At 72.3% G+C, this 22,737-nt stretch carries 22 protein-coding genes; 13 read left to right on the top strand and 9 right to left on the bottom strand.

Features of this window, described 5'->3' with window-relative positions; translation table 11 throughout:
• Positions 1-8 precede the first annotated feature (8 nt).
• From ACFY3L_RS19840 to ACFY3L_RS19830, 3 genes are all read right to left on the bottom strand, one after another.
• Positions 9-1,346 (bottom strand): ABC transporter substrate-binding protein, encoded by a 1,338-nt coding sequence (locus tag ACFY3L_RS19840; protein WP_389325603.1) that lies wholly within the window; start codon positions 1,344-1,346, stop codon positions 9-11.
• A gap of 109 nt (positions 1,347-1,455) precedes the next feature.
• Positions 1,456-2,337 carry a carbohydrate ABC transporter permease gene (locus tag ACFY3L_RS19835; protein WP_389325600.1) on the bottom strand — a complete coding sequence of 294 codons (882 nt, stop codon included), beginning with the start codon at positions 2,335-2,337 and terminating at the stop codon, positions 1,456-1,458.
• Positions 2,338-2,345: 8 nt separating this feature from the next.
• Positions 2,346-3,314, bottom strand: a complete 969-nt coding sequence (locus tag ACFY3L_RS19830; protein WP_389326091.1) for a carbohydrate ABC transporter permease — start codon at positions 3,312-3,314, stop codon at positions 2,346-2,348.
• 166 nt (positions 3,315-3,480) lie between these two features.
• On the opposite strand from ACFY3L_RS19830, the gene ACFY3L_RS19825 reads away from it, so the two are divergent.
• The 4 genes from ACFY3L_RS19825 to ACFY3L_RS19810 all read left to right on the top strand — a co-directional run bounded on the left by ACFY3L_RS19825 (position 3,481) and on the right by ACFY3L_RS19810 (position 11,181).
• Positions 3,481-5,826 (top strand): fibronectin type III domain-containing protein, encoded by a 2,346-nt coding sequence (locus ACFY3L_RS19825; protein WP_389325597.1) that lies wholly within the window; start codon positions 3,481-3,483, stop codon positions 5,824-5,826.
• A gap of 60 nt (positions 5,827-5,886) precedes the next feature.
• Positions 5,887-8,379 (top strand): DUF4832 domain-containing protein, encoded by a 2,493-nt coding sequence (locus tag ACFY3L_RS19820; RefSeq protein ID WP_389325594.1) that lies wholly within the window; start codon positions 5,887-5,889, stop codon positions 8,377-8,379.
• Positions 8,380-8,601: 222 nt separating this feature from the next.
• Positions 8,602-9,768, top strand: a complete 1,167-nt coding sequence (locus ACFY3L_RS19815) for an ROK family protein (protein ID WP_389325591.1) — start codon at positions 8,602-8,604, stop codon at positions 9,766-9,768.
• 483 nt (positions 9,769-10,251) lie between these two features.
• Complete coding sequence (locus ACFY3L_RS19810) at positions 10,252-11,181, top strand: ADP-ribosylglycohydrolase family protein (protein ID WP_389325588.1); 930 nt, start codon at positions 10,252-10,254, stop codon at positions 11,179-11,181.
• A gap of 23 nt (positions 11,182-11,204) precedes the next feature.
• On the opposite strand, the gene ACFY3L_RS19805 is transcribed toward ACFY3L_RS19810, so the two are convergent.
• Positions 11,205-12,329, bottom strand: a complete 1,125-nt coding sequence (locus ACFY3L_RS19805; protein WP_389325585.1) for an FAD-dependent oxidoreductase — start codon at positions 12,327-12,329, stop codon at positions 11,205-11,207.
• A 124-nt stretch (positions 12,330-12,453) separates the two neighbouring features.
• Here ACFY3L_RS19805 and ACFY3L_RS19800 point away from each other — a divergent pair, with 124 nt between their 5' ends.
• Positions 12,454-12,963, top strand: a complete 510-nt coding sequence (locus tag ACFY3L_RS19800) for a hypothetical protein (RefSeq protein ID WP_389325582.1) — start codon at positions 12,454-12,456, stop codon at positions 12,961-12,963.
• Positions 12,964-12,988: 25 nt separating this feature from the next.
• On the opposite strand, the gene ACFY3L_RS19795 is transcribed toward ACFY3L_RS19800, so the two are convergent.
• Positions 12,989-13,318, bottom strand: coding sequence for a hypothetical protein (locus ACFY3L_RS19795; protein ID WP_389325580.1), 330 nt, complete (start codon positions 13,316-13,318; stop codon positions 12,989-12,991).
• Here ACFY3L_RS19795 and ACFY3L_RS19790 point away from each other — a divergent pair.
• Together ACFY3L_RS19790 and ACFY3L_RS19785 are read left to right on the top strand one after the other, a co-directional pair.
• On the top strand, positions 13,290-13,829 hold the full coding sequence (locus tag ACFY3L_RS19790) for an aldehyde dehydrogenase family protein (RefSeq protein WP_389325577.1): 540 nt from the start codon (positions 13,290-13,292) through the stop codon (positions 13,827-13,829). The two genes, ACFY3L_RS19795 and ACFY3L_RS19790, sit on opposite strands and share 29 nt — an antisense overlap.
• Before the next feature lie 70 nt (positions 13,830-13,899).
• The gene (locus tag ACFY3L_RS19785; protein WP_389325575.1) at positions 13,900-14,127 is read left to right on the top strand and encodes a cellulose binding domain-containing protein; all 228 of its coding nucleotides are present in this window, start codon (positions 13,900-13,902) and stop codon (positions 14,125-14,127) included.
• 103 nt (positions 14,128-14,230) lie between these two features.
• Here ACFY3L_RS19785 and ACFY3L_RS19780 read toward each other — a convergent pair whose 3' ends face one another.
• The gene (locus ACFY3L_RS19780; RefSeq protein WP_389325572.1) at positions 14,231-15,592 is read right to left on the bottom strand and encodes an MFS transporter; all 1,362 of its coding nucleotides are present in this window, start codon (positions 15,590-15,592) and stop codon (positions 14,231-14,233) included.
• A gap of 5 nt (positions 15,593-15,597) precedes the next feature.
• Here ACFY3L_RS19780 and ACFY3L_RS19775 point away from each other — a divergent pair, with 5 nt between their 5' ends.
• Together ACFY3L_RS19775 and ACFY3L_RS19770 are read left to right on the top strand one after the other, a co-directional pair.
• On the top strand, positions 15,598-15,828 hold the full coding sequence (locus ACFY3L_RS19775) for a hypothetical protein (protein WP_389325569.1): 231 nt from the start codon (positions 15,598-15,600) through the stop codon (positions 15,826-15,828).
• Positions 15,829-15,885: 57 nt separating this feature from the next.
• Positions 15,886-17,142, top strand: coding sequence for an MFS transporter (locus ACFY3L_RS19770; protein ID WP_389326088.1), 1,257 nt, complete (start codon positions 15,886-15,888; stop codon positions 17,140-17,142).
• On the opposite strand, the gene ACFY3L_RS19765 is transcribed toward ACFY3L_RS19770, so the two are convergent.
• Complete coding sequence (locus ACFY3L_RS19765; protein ID WP_389325567.1) at positions 17,139-17,342, bottom strand: ferredoxin; 204 nt, start codon at positions 17,340-17,342, stop codon at positions 17,139-17,141. The two genes, ACFY3L_RS19770 and ACFY3L_RS19765, sit on opposite strands and share 4 nt — an antisense overlap.
• Complete coding sequence (locus ACFY3L_RS19760; protein ID WP_389325564.1) at positions 17,342-18,598, bottom strand: cytochrome P450; 1,257 nt, start codon at positions 18,596-18,598, stop codon at positions 17,342-17,344. The genes ACFY3L_RS19765 and ACFY3L_RS19760 overlap by 1 nt, the downstream gene beginning before the upstream one ends.
• Positions 18,599-18,731: 133 nt before the next feature.
• On the opposite strand from ACFY3L_RS19760, the gene ACFY3L_RS19755 reads away from it, so the two are divergent.
• Together ACFY3L_RS19755 and ACFY3L_RS19750 are read left to right on the top strand one after the other, a co-directional pair.
• Positions 18,732-19,001, top strand: a complete 270-nt coding sequence (locus ACFY3L_RS19755) for a hypothetical protein (protein ID WP_389325561.1) — start codon at positions 18,732-18,734, stop codon at positions 18,999-19,001.
• Complete coding sequence (locus tag ACFY3L_RS19750; RefSeq protein ID WP_389325559.1) at positions 18,991-19,584, top strand: hypothetical protein; 594 nt, start codon at positions 18,991-18,993, stop codon at positions 19,582-19,584. Before ACFY3L_RS19755 ends, ACFY3L_RS19750 begins: the two co-directional genes overlap by 11 nt.
• Before the next feature lie 69 nt (positions 19,585-19,653).
• Here the strand turns inward: ACFY3L_RS19750 and ACFY3L_RS19745 are convergent, their stop codons facing one another.
• The gene (locus ACFY3L_RS19745) at positions 19,654-20,832 is read right to left on the bottom strand and encodes a glycosyltransferase (RefSeq protein ID WP_389325556.1); all 1,179 of its coding nucleotides are present in this window, start codon (positions 20,830-20,832) and stop codon (positions 19,654-19,656) included.
• Between the two features lie 179 nt (positions 20,833-21,011).
• On the opposite strand from ACFY3L_RS19745, the gene ACFY3L_RS19740 reads away from it, so the two are divergent.
• The gene (locus tag ACFY3L_RS19740; protein WP_389325553.1) at positions 21,012-22,076 is read left to right on the top strand and encodes an AI-2E family transporter; all 1,065 of its coding nucleotides are present in this window, start codon (positions 21,012-21,014) and stop codon (positions 22,074-22,076) included.
• A gap of 141 nt (positions 22,077-22,217) precedes the next feature.
• Positions 22,218-22,736, top strand: a complete 519-nt coding sequence (locus ACFY3L_RS19735) for a hypothetical protein (protein ID WP_389325551.1) — start codon at positions 22,218-22,220, stop codon at positions 22,734-22,736.
• Position 22,737: the final 1 nt, after the last annotated feature.

The raw sequence follows: 22,737 nt of genomic DNA, 5'->3' as shown, positions 1-22,737 counted from the left end.
TCGAAGGGCTACTTGAACAGGGCGTTGACCTGGTCGTTGGCCTTCTTCAGCGCGTCGGCGGGGGCGGCCTGGCCGAGCGCGACGGACTGGATCGCGTCCTGCACGATCTGGCTGACCTCGTTGCCGTGGTCGGTGATCGGCAGGAAGAAGGTGCCGCCGGACGCGGTCGCCTGGTCGGTGAAGGCCTGCACGTTGCGGCCGGCGGCCTTGTGGGCGGCGAGGGCCTTCTCGGTGCCGGACTTGACGGCGGGGAACACGACGGCCTTCTCGCCGACGACGTCCTGGCAGGCGGACGAGCCGAGGAACTTCACCCACGCCCATGCCTGGTCGGGGTGCTTGGTGCCGGCGTAGATGGCGTCGGAGAGGCCGTTGATGGCGGTCTTGCGCCCGGCCGGGCCGGTGGGCAGCGGGGCGAACGCGTACTGCTGCTTGGCGCCGGTGCCGAGGTAGGTGCCGATGGTCCAGGAGCCGACGATGGTGTACGCCGCCGTCCCGGTGTCCATCACCGCGTCCCGGCCGAGGTTCGACTGCTTGTCGAACTTCGGCGCGTAGCCCTTGTCGATGAGGTGCTTGAACCAGCCGATGGTCTCGGCGAGCTTCGGGTCGTCGTACTTGTACTTCGTGCCCCACGGGTTCTTGTCGAGGTACGTGAAGCCGTTGGCGACGGCGAGGTCGCCCCAGCCGTTCTGGCCCTGCGAGCCGTCGGCCCACTCCGGCAGGAAGCCGTAGACCTTCACGTTGTTCTTGTCGAAGGCCGGGTCGAGGCCGTTGCGGCCCTGGCTGTCGACGGTGGCCTTGGCGATCGCCTGCTCGAAGGTGCCGCCGTCGCTGGGGTTCCAGGTGAGCTTGTCCAGGCCGGCGGTGTCGGTGACGAGCTTGGTGTTGTAGACCAGGGCCATCGTGTCCCAGTCCTTCGGCAGGCCGTAGCGCTTGCCGTCCTTGACGAACAGGTCGGCGAGGCCCGCCTGGTACTGGCCGAGGTCGACCTTGTCCTTCGTGACGAACGGCTGGATGTCGAGGATCTGGTTGCTGGAAACGAACTGCGGGTAGTAGGACGCGTGGTCGGTCCACACGTCGGGCGCGCTGCCGGCGGCGAGCTGGGTGGTCAGGTTCTGCCAGTACTGCGACCACGCGGTCTGCGTGAACTTGATGGTGATGTTCGGGTTGGCCTTGGTGAACGCGTCGGCGCACGCCTGGTAGGGCGGCAGCTGCTTGTCGTCCCAGAGCCAGTAGTTGAGCGTGACGTTGCCGGTGTCGCCGCCGGACTCGTCGGAGCAGGCGGCCGCGAGGGGCAGGACGATCGCCGCGGCGGACAGCGCGGCCGCCGCCATACGGAGTCTGGACATGGGGATCCCTTTCGAGGACGGGGTGGGGGGTGTCATTGATGCCCGTGAAGTTCAGCTGTCATTGATGCCCGTGAAGCTCAGGTGTCGTTGATGCGGTGAAGCTCAGGTGTCATTTGATGCCGGTGAAGTTCAGGGACTGGACGAGCCGCTTGCCGAGGAAGATCAGCAGCAGCAGGACGGGCAGGACGGACAGGGTGGAGCCGGCCATGAGCCCGGTCCAGTCGGGTGCGGTGTTCGGTGACTGCTGGAGGAACACGCCGAGCGCGACGGTGAGCACCCGGTTGTCCTCGCCGCGGCCGACGAGCAGCGGCCACAGGTAGTCCTTCCACGCCCACACGGACGTGGTCAGGGCGATGGTGATGAGCGGGCCGCGGCTCATCGGCAGGATGACCCGCCAGAAGATGCCCCAGCGGCTCGCGCCGTCGATGACGGCCGCCTCCTCGACCTCGCGCGGCACCGACAGGAAGAACTGGCGGAGGAAGAACACCGCGAACGGGGTCATCAGCAGCGACGGCGCGACCATGCCGGCGAAGGTGTCGACGGCGTCGAACTGCCGCATGAGCGCGAAGTTGGGCAGCAGCGTGAAGATCGGCGGGACCATCAGGGCCGCGACGAACAGCCCGAAGAGCAGGTCCCGGCCGGGGAAGCGGAGGCGGGCGAAGGCGTATCCGGCCATGGCGCAGCAGAAGGTCTGGACGATGGCGATGGCGCCGCTGTAGATGAGGGAGTTCAGCGTGTACCGGAAGAAGTTGATCTTCGCGCCGGAGCCACCGGCGGCGCGGGCGGTCTCGTCGTCGACGAGCCCGAGGACCCGCTCGAAGTTGATCAGCGTGGGGTGCTCCGGCACGATGCCGGTGCTGTCGCGGTAGATGTCGGCGGCGGGGGTGATCGCGGTGCGGACCATCCAGTAGAAGGGCACGATCGTGACCACGAGGAAGGCGATGAGCGCGGCCCAGGCGAGCAGCCGACCGGGCGTCAGGCGGCGGGACATGATGCCTCTCAGGTGAGGTCGGATCGGGAGGCGCGCAGCAGCCACATCTGCACGGCGGTGAGCACACCGAGGATCAGCACGAGCGCCATCGCGACGGCCGAGGCGTAGCCCATGTGGAAGTACGTGAACGCCTGCTGGTAGATGTAGTAGTAGATGACCCGGGTGGCGCCGACCGGCACGATCTTGTCGGTGACGGCGACGGTGTCGAAGATCTGGAACGAGCCGATCAGCGACACGACGAGCACCAGCGCGAGGATCGGGCGCAGCAGCGGCAGCGTGATCATGCGGAACATCCGCAGCTCGCCCGCGCCGTCCAGGGAGGCGCTCTCGTAGAGGTGCAGCGGGATCTGCAGCATGCCGGCGTAGAGCAGCAGCGCCGTGTAGCCGGTGTAGGCCCAGGTGTTGATGAGCGCGATGGACGGCATCGCCAGGTCCGGCGAGGTGAGGAACCCCCGGCTCTCCAGGCCCGCGGCGGTCAGCAGGTGGTTGACGAAGCCGAGATTGGCGTCCAGCAGCCACATCCACAGCAGCCCGACGGTCACGTTGGGCACCAGCCACGGCAGCAGCAGCGTCGCCCGCAGCACGACCGAGCGGGTCAGCCGGTGCATGAGCGCCGCGACGCCGAGCGCGAGCAGCGTCTGCGACCCGATGTTGACGACCACGTAGTACGCGGTGATCCGCAGCGACTTCCAGAACTGCGCGTCGCTGACCAGCTTCGCGTAGTTGTCGGCGCCCACGTACGACGGGGTGTTGAGCAGGCTGTAGTCGGTGAGCGAGTACCAGACGCCACGCACCGTCGGGTACAGGTAGAACACCGCGAAGCCGACCAGCACCGGCAGCAGGAACAGCCAGGCGACCCGCCGGTCGTCGCGGTGACGGCGCGCCCCCGCGGCGCCGGCTCCGCCGTTCGGCCCGCCGTTCAGCCCGCCGGGCGGGCCCGGCTCGGGCGGCGCGGTCACCGCCGGGGAGTTACGCATCGTCACGATCCAGCCTCGATTCGTCCATCGAAAGTCTTCGAGATTGATGTCTTGCGGCGAAGGGTGGGCGGCCGCTAATAATGATGAAGCTCAGGGAAACTTTGTCAACACCTCCTCGTATCAAATCGAGGTACGGGGACTCACCCCACGTCCCGGAGGCCCATCCATGCGTACCGCCCCGCGGCGGCGAGCCCTCGCGTTCGCCGCCGCACTCTGCACGGCCGCCGCCACGGCCGTGCTCGCCGTGACCGTGCAGGCGCAGCCCGCCGGCGCGGCACCGGCCGGCCCACCGGCCAGACCGGCTCCGCCCGCCACGCCGGGCCCGTCGCTGACCGACCACCCGCTCACCGCCGCCCCGAGCCCGCTCGACAACCCGCTGAAGGGCTTCGCCCGGTTCTACTTCCCGGGCGACAACCAGAACTCCGGCTACCCGCGGTCCCTCGCGTGGAGCTACTTCGGCCTGTCCGAGGTGATGACCAACGCGGCGAACTGCGCCAGCTACGACTGGTCGATCGTGGACAGCGCGCTCAACGAGATCGCGTCCTACGGCAACCAGGCCGCCATCCGGTTCTTCATGGAGTATCCCGGCGGCACCGGCAGCCATCCCGGAAACTCCATTCCGCACTGCTTCGACGGGCACGTCACGTACCGCAACAACACCTTCTGGGGAACGGTGTCGCCGGACTACGACAGCCCCTACCTGCTGAGCGCACTGTCCAACTTCATCGCCGCGTTCGGCGCCCGCTACGACGGCGACCCGCGGATCGGCTTCATCAACCTCGGCATCGTCGGACTGTGGGGCGAGTGGCACACGTGGCCGTTCGACACCGACACCGCAGACGGCTACCCCAACCTGATGCCGACCGACGCGCACGGGGCGCAGATCATCCAGGCGTTCGACGCCGCGTTCAACAAGACGAAGCTCGAGATCCGCTACCCGGACTCCGCCGGCGGCGCCGCGAACACCCGCGACATCGGCTACCACGACGACTCGTTCTGCTACCGGGAGGGCTCACCGCTCGCCGGCGTGACCCTGCCGCAGTCGCTCGGCGGCGCGAGCTACTCGCAGCTGCAACGCGCCGTGAACATGGGCGTGGAGAACAAGTGGATCACCAGCTCGATGGGCGGCGAGGTCCGGCCGGAGATCCAGAGCTCCGCGTTCACCTCGTGGCCCGGCGGCTCGGGCCAGGTCGACAACATGAAGGCCTGCATCGAGCTGGAGCACACCACCTGGAAGATCAACCAGACCAGCCAGAGCTACTCGCCGTCCGACCCGAATGTCGCCGCGGCCGTGCGGCTCATGGGCTATGACCTGTCCGCGACCCACGCGTACTTCCCGAACACCGTCAGCGGCAGCAGCGCGACGGTCGGTGTCACGCTCGTCAACAACGGCGTGGCCCCGTTCTACTACCCGTGGACGGTCACGCTCGGCCTGAAGAACCCGGCCGGGACCGTGGTCAAGACCTGGGACACCCCCTGGGACCTGCGGACCGTCCAGCCGCTGAAGATCCGGGCGTTCCCCGACTGGGGCGTCGGCGCCGACCCGACCTACCGCGACTTCGGCTACCCGCAGTACTTCCAGGCCGGCGTCAGTCTCACCGGGGTGGCGACCGGCTCGTACCAGCTGGTGCTGCGGGTCAAGAACCCGCTGGAAACGGTGAGCGCGGCGGCGAAGAAGCTGCGCTTCGGCAACGCCACCCAGAACGCCGACGGGTGGCTGGGCCTCGGCGCGATCAGCGTCGGCGGCGGGGGCGGCGGCGACACCACGGCGCCGACCGTGCCGACCGGGCTCGCCTCGCCGACAAAGACGGCGAGCAGCGTGTCACTGACCTGGAACGCGTCGACCGACGCCGTCGGCGTCACCGGTTACCGCGTGCTGCGCGGCGGCACCCAGGTCGGCACGTCCGCGATCACTTCCTACACCGACAGCGGCCTGTCCGCGTCGACCGCCTACACGTACACCGTGCAGGCCTACGACGCCGCGGGCAACGTGTCGGCGGCGTCGAGCCCGCTGACCGTCACCACGTCCGCGAGCGGCAGCGGCGGGGGCGGCGGCATCGGCCTGGACGACTTCGACGGCAACCCCGCCTACCCGTCCGCGGCGAAGAACGACCTCGCGAATTGGACCGGCGGCAACTGCTTCCTCAACGGCGGCGGCAACGGTGTCGTCGCCGGCGGTGCCTTGACGCTGCAGTACAACAACTGCGGCTGGTTCGGCAGCGACGTCGCCACCGACGTCTCCGCCTACACGTACCTCGTCGTGCGGGTGCGCGGTGCCTCCGGCGGCGAGCAGTCCCACTTCAACCTGAGCCTCGGCGGCGCCACCAAGGTGTTCGCCGACTACACCCTCGACGGCGGCGGGCACCCCGTGATCACGACGTCCTACCAGGACATCAAGATCCCGATGGCCGCCAACGGCATCAACCGCACCAGCCCCGGGCAGCTCGCCATGGGCTTCTGGTACGGCGGCAACAGCTCCATCTCGATCGACGGCTTCTCCTTCAGCAACTGACCCCCGCGCCGGCGCCGTCCACCCTGATGGACGGCGCCGGCCGCCCGTTCAGGGAGAACGATGCAACCGACCCGAATCGCGGCCGCGCTCCTCGCCGCCGTGCTGCTGTTGACGCCCGGCGTCGCTCAAGCGGACGCGCCGACGACCACCGCCACCTACACCGCCGACCTCGCCACCGTGTTCGCCAACCCGGAGCGCGGCTTCCACAACCGCTACGAGATCGTCGACGACCCGGCCGTCAACGACTACGCCAGCAACACCATCCCCGGATTCAACCCCGACATGCTCGACCGCACCTTCGCCCGCGCGAAGGCGAGCGGCAACACGCTCATCCACAGCTACCTGCACCTCGACAAGTACCAGACCGCCGACCTGCCGCCGGCCCTGATGACCAACCTGGGCACCGGGCTGGCCGCGATCCGCGCCCAGGGCATGAAGATCGTGCTGCGGGTCGCCTACGTCTGGGACGGCTACTCCGCGGTCACCGAGCCGCAGATGGAGCGCCACATCGACCAGCTCGCGCCGGTGCTCGCGGCGAACGCCGACGTCATCCTGCACCTGGAGGCCGGGTTCTTCGGCGCCTGGGGCGAGTGGCACTCCAGCCCCTACACCGCGTCGTCGGAGGAGAGCCAGGCGCCGGTCCGCTACCGCCTCGTCAAGAAGCTGCTCAGCAGCACGCCCGCGACGATGCCGATCGCGATCCGCTACCCCATCTTCAACTACGAGTTCGCGCAGCGGACCACGCCGCCGCCCGGCTGCCCGCTGCCCGACAACTGCCTCATGACCACCCAGGACAAGGACCGGCTCGGCTTCCACGACGACTGCTTCCTCGCCGACACCGCCGACATGGGCACCTACGACCAGAACTCGTGGCTCGGCTGGTTCGACGTGTCCGTGAAGAAGCAGTGGGTGTACGACATGGCGACCACCACCGGCGGCAACAAGCTCGTCGGCGGGGAGACCTGCAACGCCAGCGGCGCCAACGACAGCGCCGGCGTCAACGCCCAGTACGAGCTGTCGCACCAGCACTGGACGGAGATCAACGAGGACTACGCGCCGGTCAACACCGACATCTGGAAGGCCGCGCACCTCGCGGCATCGGGCAACGACCCGGCCGAGACCCTGTTCACCCGGATCGAGCGCAAGCTCGGCTACCGGCTGCGCCTGCAGGACGCCACCTACACCACGCAGGCCGTCGCCGGCAGCCCGTTCACGTTCGCCGCGCACCTGACCAACGACGGCTACGCGGGCATCATCAAGCCCCGCCCCGTCTTCCTGGTCTTCGACAACGGCACCCAGCGCTACAACGTGCCGCTGCCGGGCCTCGACCCGCGCACGTGGCGGCCGGGCGCCGTCACGATCCCCACCGTTTCGGTGACCCTGCCGTCGATGACGGCGGGCACCTACAAGCTCGCGCTGTGGCTGCCCGACCAGGCCACCGGGCTGCGCGGGAACCCCGCGTACTCCGTGCGCCTGGCCAACACCGGCACCTGGGACGCCGCCAAGGGCTACAACGTCCTGGCGTCCACGATCCAGGTCGGCTCGTGCACGTCCGACTGCGTGCCGCCGACCGCGCCCACGCTGACCTCGACCGGCACGACCGCCACCTCGGCGTCGCTGTCGTGGACCGGCGCGACCGACAACGTCGGCGTCACCGGATACACGGTGTTCCGCGACGGTACGCAGGTCGCCACGCCCACGGGGACGACGTACACCGACACCGGGGTGCCGGCGGGCTCCCACACGTACACCGTCACCGCCCGCGACGCCGCCGGGAACGTGTCGGCGCCCAGCAACGCCGTCACCGTCGGCGTCGGCTGCACCGACTGCGCACCGCCGTCGACTCCGTCCGGGCTCGCGGTCACGGGCACCACCACGACCTCGATCTCGCTGGCCTGGACCGCCTCGACCGACAACGTCGGGGTCACCGGATACGTGGTGTTCCGCAACGGCACGCAGGTCGGCACGCCGACCGGCACGGCGTACACCGACGGCGGGCTGAGCGCCGGCAGCTACACGTACACCGTGAAATCCCGCGACGCGGCGGGCAACCTCTCACCGGCGTCGGCGCCGCTGACCGCCTCGACCGCTCCGCCCGTGCCGGCCGGTCTGGTCGTCGACGACTACGACGGCACACCCGCCTACCCGTCGGCGGCCATGAACGACCTCGGGAAGTGGACCGGCGGCAACTGCTTCCTCAACGGCGGCGGCAACGGTGTCGTCTCCGGCGGTGCCTTGACGCTGCAGTACAACAACTGCGGCTGGTTCGGCAGCGACGTCGGCGTCGACGTCTCCACCCGCACCTACCTGGTCGTGCGGATCAAGGGCACGTCCGCGGCCCACTTCAACCTCAGCCTCGGCGGCACCACGAAGGTGTTCGCCGACTACACCCTCGACGGCGGCGGGCACCCCGCCCTGACCGACACGTTCCAGGACATCCGGATCCCGATGGTCGCCAACGGCATCAACCGCGCCAGCCCCGCCCAGCTCGCCATGGGCTTCTGGTACGGCGGCAGCGGCACCGTCACGATCGACAGCATCTCCTTCGTCTAATCGGACCGTCATGAATGATCTGGTCAGCCGGGCCCGCTCGGCTGACCAGACCGCCCGGTGCGTCGTTGTCGCAGTCGTCCACGCAGCGAGCCGTGCCTACTGGCGACCCCGCAGGCCCGCAACGACCACCGCGATCGTGACAGGGTTGCGATCCCCCGAGTACTTTGTAAACTCCATAGCAATATTGGCGCGCCGCTGGCACGATACGTCAAGGGGAAGACTGTGACAGATCAGGTCATCAGCGGCACCGATCTGTCCAGGCTGCGCGAGCTCAACTCGCTGACGGTCGTCCGGGCGCTGCGCGATCAGCCACCCGCCACCGTCACGGAGCTGGCGAAGCTGACCGGGCTGTCCCGCCCCGCCGTCGACGTCATCGCGCAGGGGCTCGTCACCGGCGGCTGGGCCACGGTCGTCGAGCCGAGCGGCAGCAGCGTCGTGGGGCGGCCGGCCCGGCGGTACCGCTTCCGCGCCACCGCCGGGCACGTCATCGGCGTCGACGTCGGCGCCCACAAGATACTGACGTTGCTGGCCGACCTCGACGGCAACGTCGTGCACACGGCCCGCTGCACCGTCGCCGCCGACGCCGACCCGCCTTCGCGGCTCGCCGCGCTCGACGCCGTCCTCGCCACCTGCCTGTCCGAGGCCGGCAAGACCGAGCAGGACATCTGGGCCGTCACCATCGGCGTCACCGGCCCCGTCGACGCCAGCGGCAAGACCACCCTCTTCACCCCGCTGCCCGGCTGGCAGACCGTCGACCTCGCGGCCCACCTCAGCGACCGCTTCACCTGCCCCATCGTCGTGGAGAACGACTGCAAGCTCGCCGCCCTCGCCGAGCGCTGGCAGGGCGCCGCCCGCGACGCCAACGACATCGTCTTCGTCCTCGCCGGCATGCGCACCGGCGCCGGCCTCATCATCGACGGCGTCCTGCGCCGGGGCTTTGGCGGCGCCGCCGGCGAGATCGGCGCCCTGAAGGCCGTCCGCTGGCTGACCGCGCCCTCACACCTGGAGCAGTGCCCCGGCGTGCCGGCGACCGTCAGCCCCGACGACGCCGCCGCCTGGGTCTTCAACGCCGCCCGCGACGGCAACCGCGACGCCCGCTCCGCCGTCAACCGCTACGTCAAGGACCTCGCCATCGGCACCGCCGCCCTGGTCCTCGCCCTGGACCCCCAGGTCGTCGTCTTCGGCGGCGGCTTCTCCCGCTCCGCCGACCTCGTCCTCGACCCGCTCCGCCGCGAGCTGGGCCGGCTGTGCCTGCGCCTCCCCGACGTCCGCGCCTCCACCCTGGGCGCCGACAGCGTGGCCCTCGGCGCGTTGCGGCTCGCCCTCAACGAGGTCGACCAGCGCCTCTTCACCCTCGGCCTCAGCGCCCCGGTAGCCCCCCGCCGATAGCTGCTACCCGCTGCTACCCGTCTGTGGCCTTCGGCCATGGGCTCACCGCCCCACCGCTGGCGCGGCGGGTCCCGCCGGGGGATTCTCACCCCGGACCCCCAATGCGCGCTTCGCGCGCACAGCCGCGGCGCTCCGCGCTGGCTGGATTCCGCTCACGCGGCATCGGTGGCCGCTCTCCGCCGTGGCTGAGGTTTCCCGTGCGATTTCGGTAGCCAGGGCGGCCAGAACCATTCGGGATCACGGCCGGGCTCGCCGTGCTCATGATCCGGAAGAGTTGTTGCTGCTAGGGCGACAATAAGTCTTCCGGATCATGGGTGGGGCCCCGGGGGCTCGGCTGCCGATGGGCGCGGGCGGTGATCCAAGTCGTGAAACGGTCGCTCGCACGGCCGGCACGCGACTTCGATCTGGACGGCCCCGGCTACCCGGCGGGCAGGACCGCCGCGAGGGGCGCCGGTGGTGGGGGGCTGGGAGGATCTGGGGGTGGTGAGGTTCGCGTTGTCGGAGCGGGTGCGGCTCGGGCTTGTCGATGACAGCCTGGCGGGGTTGTCGGTCGGGGACGCGCTCGGGGCGCAGTTCTTCATGGTCGGGCGGTCGGTGGGCGACCTGGTCGCGGGGCGGGTGCCGGGCGGGCCGTGGGAGTGGACCGACGACACGCACATGGCCTGCTCCGTCGTCACGGAGCTGCGGGACGGGCCCACCATCGACCAGGACAGGCTCGCGTCGCGGTTCTCGCAGCGGTACGAGTCGCACCGCGGCTACGGGGCCGGGGCGGCGACCGTCCTGCACGAGATCCGTGAGGGTGTGCCGTGGCGGGAGGCGGCGCGGCGGGCGTTCGGCGAGCAGGGGTCGCTCGGGAACGGGGGTGCGATGCGGGTGGCGCCGGTCGGGGCATACCACGCGGACCGGCCCGCACGGGCGGCCGAGCAGGCGGCGCGGTCCGCCGAGGTGACGCACGCGCACCCCGAGGGGGTCGCCGGGGCGGTGGTCGTCGCCGTCGCGGCGGCGCACGCGGCGGCGGCACGGCTCGGTGGGGTGCGGCCCGAGCCGGGGGCGTTCCTGGAGCTGCTGCGGCCGCACACACCCGAGGGTGCCGTGGAGCGGGGGCTCGGGAAGGCGCGCCGGCTCATCGGGCGGACCGCGCAGGAGGCCGCGTACGAGCTCGGCAACGGCAGCAGGGTCACCGCGCAGGACACGGTGCCGTTCGCGGTGTGGGTCGCGGCCACGCACCTCGACGACTACCCGGCGGCCGTCACCGCGTGCGTCGTCGCGGGTGGGGACATCGACACGACCGCGGCGATCGCCGGCGGGATCGTGGCCGCGCACACCGGGGTCGGCGACCGGACCGAGACGGGCGCCGGCGTACCGCGGCGCTGGATCGACGCCCGGGAACTTCTGCCGGACTGGGCCCGCTGACACCACGTGGCGGCGAGGACCCGTCACCTGACCGGGCTGAGCGACGGGGAGGCGACATCCGGGAAAGAGCGGTCACCGAAGAGAATCCGGGCGGCGGCGGAGCGGCCGGGGCGGGTGCGGAGGAGTGCGACCGCGGCCTCGGCGACGGCCGGGGAGGTGACGGACGCGAGCGCCCGGCGCAGGGCCAGGCGGCCGCGGAAGCGGGAGCGCAGGGCGTTGCCGTCGTAGGCGCGCAGCACGTGGTCGTCGCCGGTGCGCAGATAGTCGGACGTGACCGTGGCGGCCAGTTCGGACAGGCGCAGGCACGGGTCCAGGCCGCCGGCGGTCAGCGGGGAGACGGCGCCGGCGGCGTCGCCGACGAGGAGGCCGGACGGGCACGCCAGGCGGCGCAGGACGCCGCCGACGGGGATCGGCCCGCCGCGGCGCTCCACGGGGCCGGCGGGCGCGTTCAGGCCGGGGGCGTCGGACGTGAAGGTCGACAGGAGGTGGCGTACGCCGGAGCGCATCGCCGACGGGTAGCCGGCGACGCCGGCGTGGACGTGCCGGCCGTCGTCGATGACCCACCCGAGGTAGCCGGGGGCGATGCGCGGGTCCAGGACGCAGTGGAACGCGGGGACGGTCGTGGCGGACCCGGTCGGGTGGATGAGCTCGGCGCCGACGAGCAGCCGGCGGTTGACGTCGAGGCCGAGGTCGCGGGCGACGGTGGAGCGGGCACCGTCGGCGCCGACGACGAACCGGGCCCGGACCGCCTCGGCGCCGTCCAGGAGCGCGACGCCCGCGGTGATTCCCGTGTACCGGACGCCGAGCAGCACCCGCGCGCCTGCGGTCTCCGCGGCGCGCCGGGCGTGGTCGTAGACGCCCGGCATGTCGGCGACGCGGTACTCGTCGCGGTCGCTGCTCAGGTGCACGGGGTCGCGGCGGGACGGCGGGTAGAGCAGCACGTCACGGACGCCGGGGCCGAGCAGGTGGCCGGGCAGGTCGAAGTCGTCCAGGGTGCGCCGCACGAAGATCCCGGTCGTGCGGACCCCGGCCGCCAGGGACCTGCGCCGGTCGACGACCAGGACCCGCAGGTCCCGCTCCGCGAGCAGGCGGGCCGTGTGCAGGCCCGCCAGTCCGGCACCGACCACCAGTACGTCAACTGTCTCCACGGAACGCACGCTAGAGCCGATCCGGGCGGCACGGGCCGGCGTGCACCGGACCCGCCCGACACCTTCGCAGCAGGTCCACAACGGCACCCGGGCCGGTGTTGACCCGGCGCGTGACACTGTCGGCATGCTTGCATCGAAGCCCGTGCGTACGATGCTCGCCGCGGTGACCGCCGTGACGATGGCGGGCTGCATGCCGCGCCCGCGCGACGAGCCCGACGACCGCCCGCTCGACCCGGCCGCGACGGCGGCGACCCCGGACCCGTGTGGGCTGCTCACGCCGGAGGAGGTGCAGCAGGTGCAGGGCGGCACGATCGAGCCCGGCGAGGAGATCCGCGGCAACCGCACCGGCGAGCGGGTCTGCTCCTTCGACCAGCAGGGCACGAAGCTGCTCACCACGGTCGGCGTCTACCCGGAGGACCGCGCCGGGTTCGACGCCGAGTTCGAGACCGTCGAGGCCAACTTCCCGGAGAGCGAGCGGGTCCCCGGCATCGGCGAGGCCGCGTTCATCAGCACCATCTTCCTGTTCTCGATCAAGGGTGCGTTCGTCGTGGTGGTGGTGGCCGCCGGCGACGTCGACGCCGCGAAGCCGAAGCTGCTCGCGCTGGGCCCGAAGGCGGTGGCGAGGCTGCCGTGAAGCCGCGACGATGGCCGGCGGCGCCTCAACGCCGGTCGGCACCACCGGCGGCCGGCCCGGCGAGGTCCAGCACGCGCCGGGCGGCGCGGACCACGGCGGCGTCGACCATGCGGCCGTCGGCGCCGACGAGCCCGCCCGCGCCCGAGGCGACCGCGGCGTCGAAGCGCCGGACCAGGTCGGACGCCTCCTCGACCGCCAGCGCGGACGGGGTGAAGACCTCGTTGACGACCGGGACCTGGGCAGGGTGGATGCACGCCCGGCCGACGAACCCGAGCCGCCGGCACGCGACCGTCGACGCCCGCAGCGCCGCCAGGTCACGGTAGTCGGTGCTGACGGACGCGACCGGGCCGCTCATCAGCGCCGACGCCCAGTCCCACGCGTTCGACCTGGCCATCGCCGCCGCGGGTGACATCGTCGACCTGGGCCGTGAGGCCGACGGTTACGACGAGCAGGCGGGCTACTTCTCGCCGCCGCTGCTCGTCGTCGACCCGAGGCCGGACTCCGCCCTGATCCACGAGGAGCAGTTCGCGCCGGTCGTGCCGCTGATCCCGTACGACTCCGAGGACCAGGTCCTGGCCATGGCCAACGACGACGACCTCGGCCTCGGCGCGTCGGTGTGGAGCGCCGACGAGGAGCGCGCGTTCGCCTTCGCCCGGCGCCTGGAGGCGGGGTTCGCGTTCGTCAACACCCACAACCGCACCGGCATGTCGCTGCGGTCGCCGTTCGGCGGGGTGAAGCGCTCCGGCTGGGGCCGCGAGTACGCCGAGGAGGGGCTCGCCGAGTACGCGCAGACGTGCGTGGTGCACGCCCCGGCCGCGTTCCGCGCCGGCGGGGCCGGCCTGTCCCCCACCGCCTACCCGTCGTAGGAAAAGTGTTATCCGGATCGTCCGGCATGCATCTCTCTAGGGACGCACACCCCCGTCAGAGAGGTCCGACATGTCAACGGCACGAACAACACTGCTGCTCGCCGCGGTGCGCTGGACGCTCGGCAGCGGCCAGAGCGTCAGCCAGATCTGGAGCGGCCGCCTCGCCACGAGCGGCACGACCGCCACCGTGACCAACGAGTCCGACAACGGCGCCCTCGCCGCCGGTGCCTCGGCCACGTTCGGCTTCATCGCGACGGGCACGGCGACGGCGCCGGCCCTGAGCTGCGCGAGAAGCTGACCCGCCCCCTGCTGGGCAGGGGTGATGAGGAAGCGGCCGGCGCCGGCCGGAGCGGCTGATGCAAGAAGCCGGCGCCGGCTCCCCGCTGGGCCCGGCTCAGGGCTCAGCGGGATCGGCGGGCGAGGAGCACGTCGGTCACCGCGGCGGCGAGGGCCAGGGCGATGAAGCCGATCGCGACCGCGAGGGCCATCTCGTACGCCGCGGCCCAGTCACCGTGCGTGTCGGTGAGGCGGGCGAAGAACACCGCACCGATCGCCGCGATGCCGAACGCCGCGCTGACGCGCTGGGCGGTCTGGACGACGCCGGCGGCGCTGCCGGCGCGGTCGACCGGCACGTCGGCGAGGGTGAGGGTCTGGTTGGGGGTGATGACCAGGCCGCTGCCGACGCCGGCGACCAGCAGCGGCACGGCCAGGGCCCACGGCGAGACCAGGAGGTGCAGGACGGCGACCGTCGCCGCGAGGCCGGCGGCGGTCGTGACCAGCCCGGCCACGACCAGCATCCGGCCGAACCGGTTGACGACCCGGCTGCCCGTGAACGCCGCCAGGCCCGAGCCGAGCGCGAACGGGGTGATCGCCAGCCCTGCCTGCAGCGCCGTGAAGTGCTGGCCGCGCTGCAGGTACAGGGTGAGGATGAAGAAGTTCGCGGTGAACCCGGCGAAGTAGAGCAGCACGACGGTCGTGCCGAGCCCGTAGGAGCGCCGCCGGAACAGGCGCAGGTCAGCCAGTGGCACGCTCGCGTGGCGCAGCTCCCACCGGATGAACCCGCCGAGCGTGAGCACGCCTGTGCCCAGCAGGTACCACTGCCGCTGCTCGATCAGGGGCAACAGGATCTGCACGACGGCGCCGCCCAGCAGCAGCACGCCGACCGGGTCCAGGCTCTCCCGGCGTCTGCGCTCCTTGGGGCGCTGCGGCACCATCCGCCAGCCGAGCGCCGCGGCAGCGAGCCCGACGGGCACGTTGATGTAGAACACCCAGCGCCAGCCGTCGGCCGTGCCGGCGACCTGGATGATCACCCCGCCGAGCAGCGGCCCCACGGCGGTGGCGATGCCGATCGTGGCGCCGAGCAGGCCGAACGGCCGGGCCCGCTCGAGCGGCGGGTACAGGCGCTGGATGAGGCCGGTGACCTGCGGGTTCACCACTCCGGCGAAGGCGCCCTGGACGAGCCGGGCGACCACCAGCCACGCCTCGTTCTGCGCCGCCCCGGCCGCGGCGCTGGCCGCCGTGAACCCGATGAGCCCGGCCACGAACACCGGCCGGATCCCGCGCGCGTCGCCGAACCGCCCGGCGGGCACCAGCAGCAGCCCGAATGTCAGCGCGTAGCCGGACAGGACCCACTGCAGCCCGCTGGCGCCCATGTGCAGGCCGGCCTGCATCGAGGGGATGGCGACGTTGACGATGCTGACGTCGAGCAGCGTCATGAACGCCGCCACGAGGGCGATCGCGAGCGCCCGTCCCCTCTTCACCACCCCGGGTGCTACCCGCGCGGCGGGCGTTCATGCCGCCGGGTGGCGGGGGCCCCGACGTCGACGCCGTCGTCCAGTGCGGCACCAACCTGTCCATGGTCCGCCTCGCCGACGAGGCCGAGCGCTGGCTGGGCAAGCCGGTCATCGCCATCAACGCCGCGACCTGGTGGATGGCGCTGCGTGACAACGACATCCCCGACAAGGTCCACAACGCCGGCTCGCTCCTCCGCGATCACTGAAAATCGCGTGCGGGGCTGCGCCCGGCGCCGTAAGGTGCTCTCCTCGTGGCCCCTGGCATCGATACCGTCGTCGAGAAGATCCTGCCGGCGCGGCTGGGCACAGGGTTCCGGTGGCTGGTGGCGTCGTCGTGGACCAGCAACCTCGGCGACGGGATCGCGGTCGCGGCGGGGCCGCTGCTCGTCGCGTCGCTGACGGACAACGCGTTCCTGGTGTCGCTGGCGGCGCTGCTGCGGTGGGCGCCGCCGCTCGTGTTCGGGCTCTACGCCGGGGTGCTGTCCGACCGGCTCGACCGGCGCAGGATCGTCATGGCCGCCGACGGGCTGCGGGCCGTGGTGCTGTGCGTGCTGATCGCGCTGCTCGCCGTCGACCGGCTGCCGGTCGCGGGCGCGCTCGCCGCGCTGGGGCTGCTGACGATCGCGGAGGTGTTCGCCGACAACGCGGCCGCGACCCTGACGCCGATGCTGGTCGGGCGCGACGACCTGGTCGTCGCCAACGCGCGGCTGCAGGCGGGGTTCCTGACGCTCAACCAGCTCGCCGGTCCGCCGCTCGGCGCGGTGCTCTTCGCCGCGGGGCTGGTGTGGCCGTTCGCCGCGGAGGCCGTGCTGGTCACCGCCGGGGTGCTGCTGGTGTCCCGGCTCGCGCTGCCGGCCGCCGCCAGACCGGCCGCGGACACGCCCGGCAACGTGCGGCACGCCGTCGTGGAGGGGCTGCGCTGGACGGTACGCCACCCGGCCGTGCGGACCCTGTCGCTGACGATCCTCATCTTCAACGTCACGTTCGGCGCCGCCTGGTCGGTCCTGGTGCTCTACGCCCAGCAGCGCCTCGGCCTCGACGCCGTCGGGTTCGGGCTGCTCACCACGGTCGGCGCCGCCGGCGGGCTGCTCGGCACGGGCCTCTACGGCCGGCTGACCCGCCACGTGAGCCTCGGCAACGTGATGCGCGCCGGGCTCATCATCGAGACGCTCACGCACCTCGCGCTCGCCGTGACGACGTCGGCGTGGGTCGCGTCGGCCATCATGTTCGTGTTCGGCGCGCACGCGTTCATCTGGGGCACCACGTCGATCACCGTCCGGCAGCGGGCGGTGCCGGAGCACCTGCAGGGCCGCGTCGGCAGCGTCAACACGATCAGCGTCTTCGGCGGTCTCGTCGCCGGGTCGGTGATCGGCGGCGTCCTGGCGACCCGCGTCGGCGTGACGGCGCCGTTCTGGTTCGCCTTCGCCGGCTCGGCGGTGTTCGTGGTGCTGCTGTGGCGCGAGCTGACCCGCATCGCCCACGCCGACGAGCAGCACACCCCGTCCGGGACGACCGCCTAGAACGACCGGTCGTGGACCTCGATGACGGCCGCCGGGCAGCGGTTCGCCGCCTCGTACACCGCCTCCTGATGCTCCTCCGCCGGGTGCTCGTCGAGCAGGACCACGACCCCGTCGTCGTCGCGCTGGTCGAACACCTCACCGGCGACCAGGACGCACACCCCGGATCCGATGCACTTGTCCGCGTCCACCGACACCCGCATCACAGGCCCTCCTCGGCCGGCTCGACCTTGTCCCACGTCACGGGCAGCGTCTCCGGCCCGTACACCGACGTCTCAACCTTGAACCGGATGTCGTCGAGCGGCACCGCCAGCCGCAGCGACGGGATCCGCCGCGGCAGCGTCGCCAGGACCGTGGTCAGCTCCAGGCGGGCGAGCTGCTGGCCGACGCACTGGTGCGGGCCGTGCCCGAAGCCGAGGTGCGGGCCGGTGGCACGGCCGATGTCGAGGCGGTCGCCGTCGGGATGCAGGTCCGTGTCCCGGTTCGCCGACTGGATGGCGACGACGACGTAGTCACCGGCCTTGACCGGCTGCCCGGCGATCGACGTGTCCTCGGTGACCTCGCGCAGCAGCCCCGAGCCGACCCCGAGATACCTGACGAGCTCCTCCGCGGCGGCGCCGGCGAGCGACGGATCCTGGCGCAGCCGCTCCAGCTCCGAAGGGTGCTCCAGCAGCGCGAGCATGCCGTGGCTGATCATGCTGGCCGTCGTGTCGTAGCCGGCGATCAGCATCGCCGCGCTCATCATGACCAGCTCCATGTCGGTGAACGGGCGGTCGGTCTGGTCGCTGCGCACGATCATCCGGCTCAGCACGTCCTCGCCGGGGTTCGCCCGGCGGGTCACCACCGTCATGTACAGGTACTCGAACAGCGGCTGCATGGCCGCGGCGACGTCACCGGCGCTGGACTTGCCGTCGGACAGCGCCTCCGCGGCGTTCTTGAACAGGTGCCGGTCGTCCTTGGGGACGCTGAGCAGCTCGGCGATCACGGCGGTCGTCACCGGCCGGGCGAAGTCCGCGTAGAGGTCCACCGGTGACGGGGCCGAGGCCAGCGCGTCGAGACGCTCGTCGACGATCTGCTGGACCAGGGGGCGCAGCTGGTTGATCCGCTTCATGTTGGAGACCTCGGGCGCCATGTGCCGACGGAAGCGCAGGTGCTCCGCGCCGTCCATGCGCGGGAACTCGCCCTCGCCGACCGGGGTGTCACCGCCGTAGCCCAGCAGGATGTGCGCGGCGACGCCGGACCGGTTGCTGAAGCGCCGCGGGTCGCCGAGGACCTCGCGCACGTCGGCGTAGCGGCTCACCAGCCACGCCTGCACACCCGTGGGGCACGCGACGCGGACGACCGGACTGCCTTCGCGGAGGCTCTCGTACTGCGCGGGCGGGCTGAACGGGCAGCCGGTCGCCGGGGGCAGCGGTAATGGCGGCAACGCCGCGGACGGATCGTGCTGGACAGCTGTCATCGTGACCCCCGAACGGTGCGGCGCCGGCAACGGCATCCATCTTGGTCGAAGCGTTCGCGAAACACCACCCTGTGATCCGGCGGCGGGCGGGATTGATACCCTCGGCCGCATTCCGACGGGGACTGGGGACCGGATGGCGGGACAGGACAGCGACGTCGACCCGGCCGCGATGACCGCGTTCGCGGGCAGGACGCACGGCGTCGCGGACCGGTTCGAGACGATGCGCGCCGGCGGCGCCGGCACCGAGGCCGGCCGGATGCCGTTCAGGCCGCTGCCGGCGTCGTTCCAGCCGCGGGACATCTGCCAGCAGGTCGCCGAGGCGTGCCGGACCGGCCTGTCCGACGGTTACGAGGCGTTCGAGGAGATCGCGGGTGACCAGCGGCGGTTCCAGCATGGACACTGACCCGTCGCCCGCCGAGGCCTACGCCGGGGCACTCGCCGAGCTGGCGCCCGGGGAGCGGGTCCTCGCCGCCGTCGTGGCCAAGGCGCCGCTGGGGCTCGGCCCGCCGCTGCCACCCGACGGCGACGGCGGCCCGGTGACGGCGGGGAGCGCCGCGGGCGCCGTCGCCGGCGCGATCCTGGCCCCGCCAAAGCCGGGCCAGGGATTCTTCTGGTGGCTGGTGTTCGGCCGGGCCGCGGCCGGGGCGGCGACGTCCACCGCCGCCGCGTGCCACGCGGCCACCCTGGGCGTCGGCGGCCCGCTGCTGCTGGTGGTCACCGACGCCCGCCTGCGCCTGTACGAGCCGCTCGACCAGGCGCACTTCGTCGACGAGCCGAAGTACCACAGCAGGCCGGCCACCGAGCGGCTGCGCCCGTTGTGGGACGTGCCGCGCTCCGAGGTGCGGTCCCCCCGGGTCGGCCGGCACCGCCTGCACCCGGCCCGGCTGACGGTCGAGTTCACCGACGGGTCGTGGGCGTCGTTCGCCGGCCTGCTCACCATGGGCCGCCGCAAGGCCGCCGCCGTCGTGGCGGCCCTCAGCCGCTGACAAGCCACGCCCAGCGGCCGGTGGCGGCTCTCAGCCGCCGGCCGCTGAGAGCAGGTGCGGTGGCGGCTCTCAGCCGCTGACGGTCGTCACCAGCAGCCGGGCCGCGGCGGCGGCGCCGTCGGTGGTGACGTCCCACGCGGTCGCGCCCGCCGTGGCCTCGACGCCGGGCAGGAGCGCCTCGTGCAGCGCCGCGTTCAGGGTGCCCGCGTACAGGCCGGTGAGCGACGCCGACGTCCCGACGCCGAGCGCGACGACCCGGGAGGCCCAGTAGAACTGGTCGCTGAACATCGGCACCACCACCTGCGGTACCCCGGCGCGGGCCGCGGTGACGGTGGTGCCCGCCCCGCCGTGGTGCACGGCCACCGCCACCCGCGGGAACAGCGCCTGCTGGTTCACGTCGCCGACGCTGAGGCAGTCCGGCCCGTCGTCGACGGGGGCGAGGTCGGCCCAGCCCCGAGCGAGCACGACCCGCCGGCCGTTGGCCCGTGCCGCGTCGACGAGGGCGCGGCTGGTGTCCGGTGGCAGCGGCATGCTGCCGAAGCCCACGTACACGGGCGGGTCGCCGGCGTCGAGGAACCTCTCGAGCTCCGCCGGCAGCGGCGCCGGGTCCGGCAGCAGCCAGGCTCCCGTCTGCACGACGTCCATGCCTGACGGCGCCGGGCCGAGGGCGGCGTCGGCGGCGAGCCACGGCCGGTCGGTCAGGTTGTGCCGCAGCACGTCGCCGATCTCCGCCAGCCCGAGGCGGGCCCGGTTGTGGTTGACGCGATCCAGGGCCCGGGCGTTCCAGGCGGCCGTATTGGCGGCCCACCGGCGCTCGTTGTCCCCGGGCCGCCCCGGCTCCCACGACTCACCCGGCGCGGGCGGTGGCGCGAGCTCCGGCGAGGGCAGCGCCACCGGTGCGTAGACGGCGGTCACGTACGGCAGGCCGTCGCGTTCGGCGACGGAGCGGGCCGCGTACTGGTGCGCGTTGGCACCGAGGACGGCGTCGCAGCCCTTGACGGCGGCGGCGAGCGTGTCGAACTGGTCGGTGATCAGGTCCGGCACCGGCGCGGGCGCCTGCCCCGGCGCGGGCCTGCGCATCTCCATGCCCATCGGCAGGGCGTCGAACCCGTGACCGGCGACCCACTCCACGAAGTTGGGCGGCACGCACAGGCGGACGTCGTGCCCGAGCCGGCGGACCTCGAGGGCCAGGGCCAGCACCGGTTGCACGTCGCCGCGCGTCCCTGCCGACGACACCAGCACACGCATGGTCTTCTCCTTCTCCCGCGGCCGCGAGCCGTCCGGCGTCGCGGCCACGAATTCTGCGGCAGGACCCGGGTCTTGCCGCAAGACCCTATGCGTGTTATACGTTCCAATGGGGCGGAAGCACCCGTCGCGTCATCCTCCAGCGATGGCGTTTCTTCGGCCCGCACGGGCAGTACAGGTGCATGCCGTCCTCATGGCTGGCGCGGCTGGGACGGTCCGGCTGGCTGGTCGCCGGCGTCGTCGTGGGCGCCGCCGCCCTGATCGTCGGCGTCGGCGTCGTCCTCGCGGTCCTCGCACCGGTCCTCGTCACCGTGACCGTCGCCGCCGCCCTGCAGCCGCTCGTCGCCCGGCTCCGCCGCCGCGGGGTCCCGCCGACCGCCGCCGCGCTCATCGGTGCGCTGCTGGTGCCCGTGCTGCTCATCCTGATCGGCGCCCTGATGCTGCGCACGGTCTCCGACGCCGGGGCGACCTGGGCCAAGGTCGCCGGCGACGCCGGTGAGCACCTGCGCGCCGTGCTCGGCACCGATCCTCTCGACGCGCTGCTGCGCTCGAAGCACTGGCGGGAGGTGCTGCTCGGCGCGGGTTCGGCGCTGCTGAACACGGCCGCGCTGCTGGCACAGGCGGCGGTCGGCGTGCTGCTGGGCGCGTTCCTGCTGTACTACGCGTTCAAGGACGGTTCGACGCTCGTCGGCTACCTCGACCGCCGGCTGCCGCTGCGACCCGGCCTGACCCGCAAGATGCTGGACAGCGCCGCGCTGCGGTTGCGCCAGTACGTCCTGGGCACCACCGTCGTCGCGGCCATGGACGCGGTCGTCATCACCATCGGCGCGGCCGCGCTCGGCCTGCCGCTCATCGGGATGATCACCCTGGTCACGTTCGTCGCCGCGTACGTGCCCTATCTCGGCGCGTGGGTGTCGGCGGTGTTCGCGGTCGTCGTCGCCCTCGGCGCCGGCGGCGTGCCGGCGGCCGTGTGGATGCTGGTGATCGTGCTGATCACGCAGAACATCCTGGAGGGGGTGCTGCGCCCGTACGTGTTCGGCCGCGCCCTCGACCTGCACCCGGTCGCGATCCTGGCGGTCACGTTCGTCGGCGGCGCGCTCGCCGGGCTCGTCGGCGTGCTGCTCGCCCCGCCGATCGCCGCCATCGCCGTCTCCTGGCGCGCGATGCTGCGCCCGCCCCCGACGCCGCGTAAGGCCGCCGCCGCCCCGGACCTCACGACAGCTCCAGCGCCTCCGCCTGAGCCATGACGGCGCGGCGCTGCCCGACCCGGCCCCGCCGGCAGCTACCGGACCGACTGTAGAGGGCCACGGCCCACCGGGACCGCGAACGGCCGCCGGAGGAACTACGCTCGTCGGCATCGGGTGAGCGCCACCGGCGGGGAGGCAACCTTGCGACGAGGATCGGTCTCAGCGGCGTTCCTGGTGGCGCTGGTGGTCGGCGCCGCCTGCAGCATCGGCGAGGCGCTGCAGGATCCGGGGGATCCGGTCGACATGACCACCGAGAACATCGCCGGCACCTGGCACGCCGGCACCGAGCGGTTCATCACGTTCGGCGCGGACGGCACGTTCACCGCGCTGAACCTGCCGCCGGGCCTGTTCGACGCCTCCTCGTCCGGCGCGGCCGCCGAGCCGATCGACGCGTCCGGCCGGTACACCCTCGCCTACCAGCCGACGGCGACGGCGGGGCCGCACGCCACCGTCAGACTGACCATCGACGAGCACACCAGGGCGGACCTCCGCATCGGCGGTGCCGACCTGAGCGCGCTGCGGCCCGGCGACGGTCAGGTCTACCTGGTCTTCTTCTACGTCGGCGACCAGGGCAACATGACGACCGGCTACCTGCGGTGCGCCGACACCTGCCAGCCACCCGCGAGAGCGGGCCTCGGCCCCGCTCCGCAGCACAGCTGAC

Origin of the sequence: Dactylosporangium sp. NPDC000521 (genome assembly GCF_042898305.1) — a bacterium.
Taxonomy (GTDB): domain Bacteria; phylum Actinomycetota; class Actinomycetes; order Mycobacteriales; family Micromonosporaceae; genus Dactylosporangium.
Note: the sequence above shows the minus strand (reverse complement) of the source record. Positions and strands in the feature narration are given on the sequence as shown.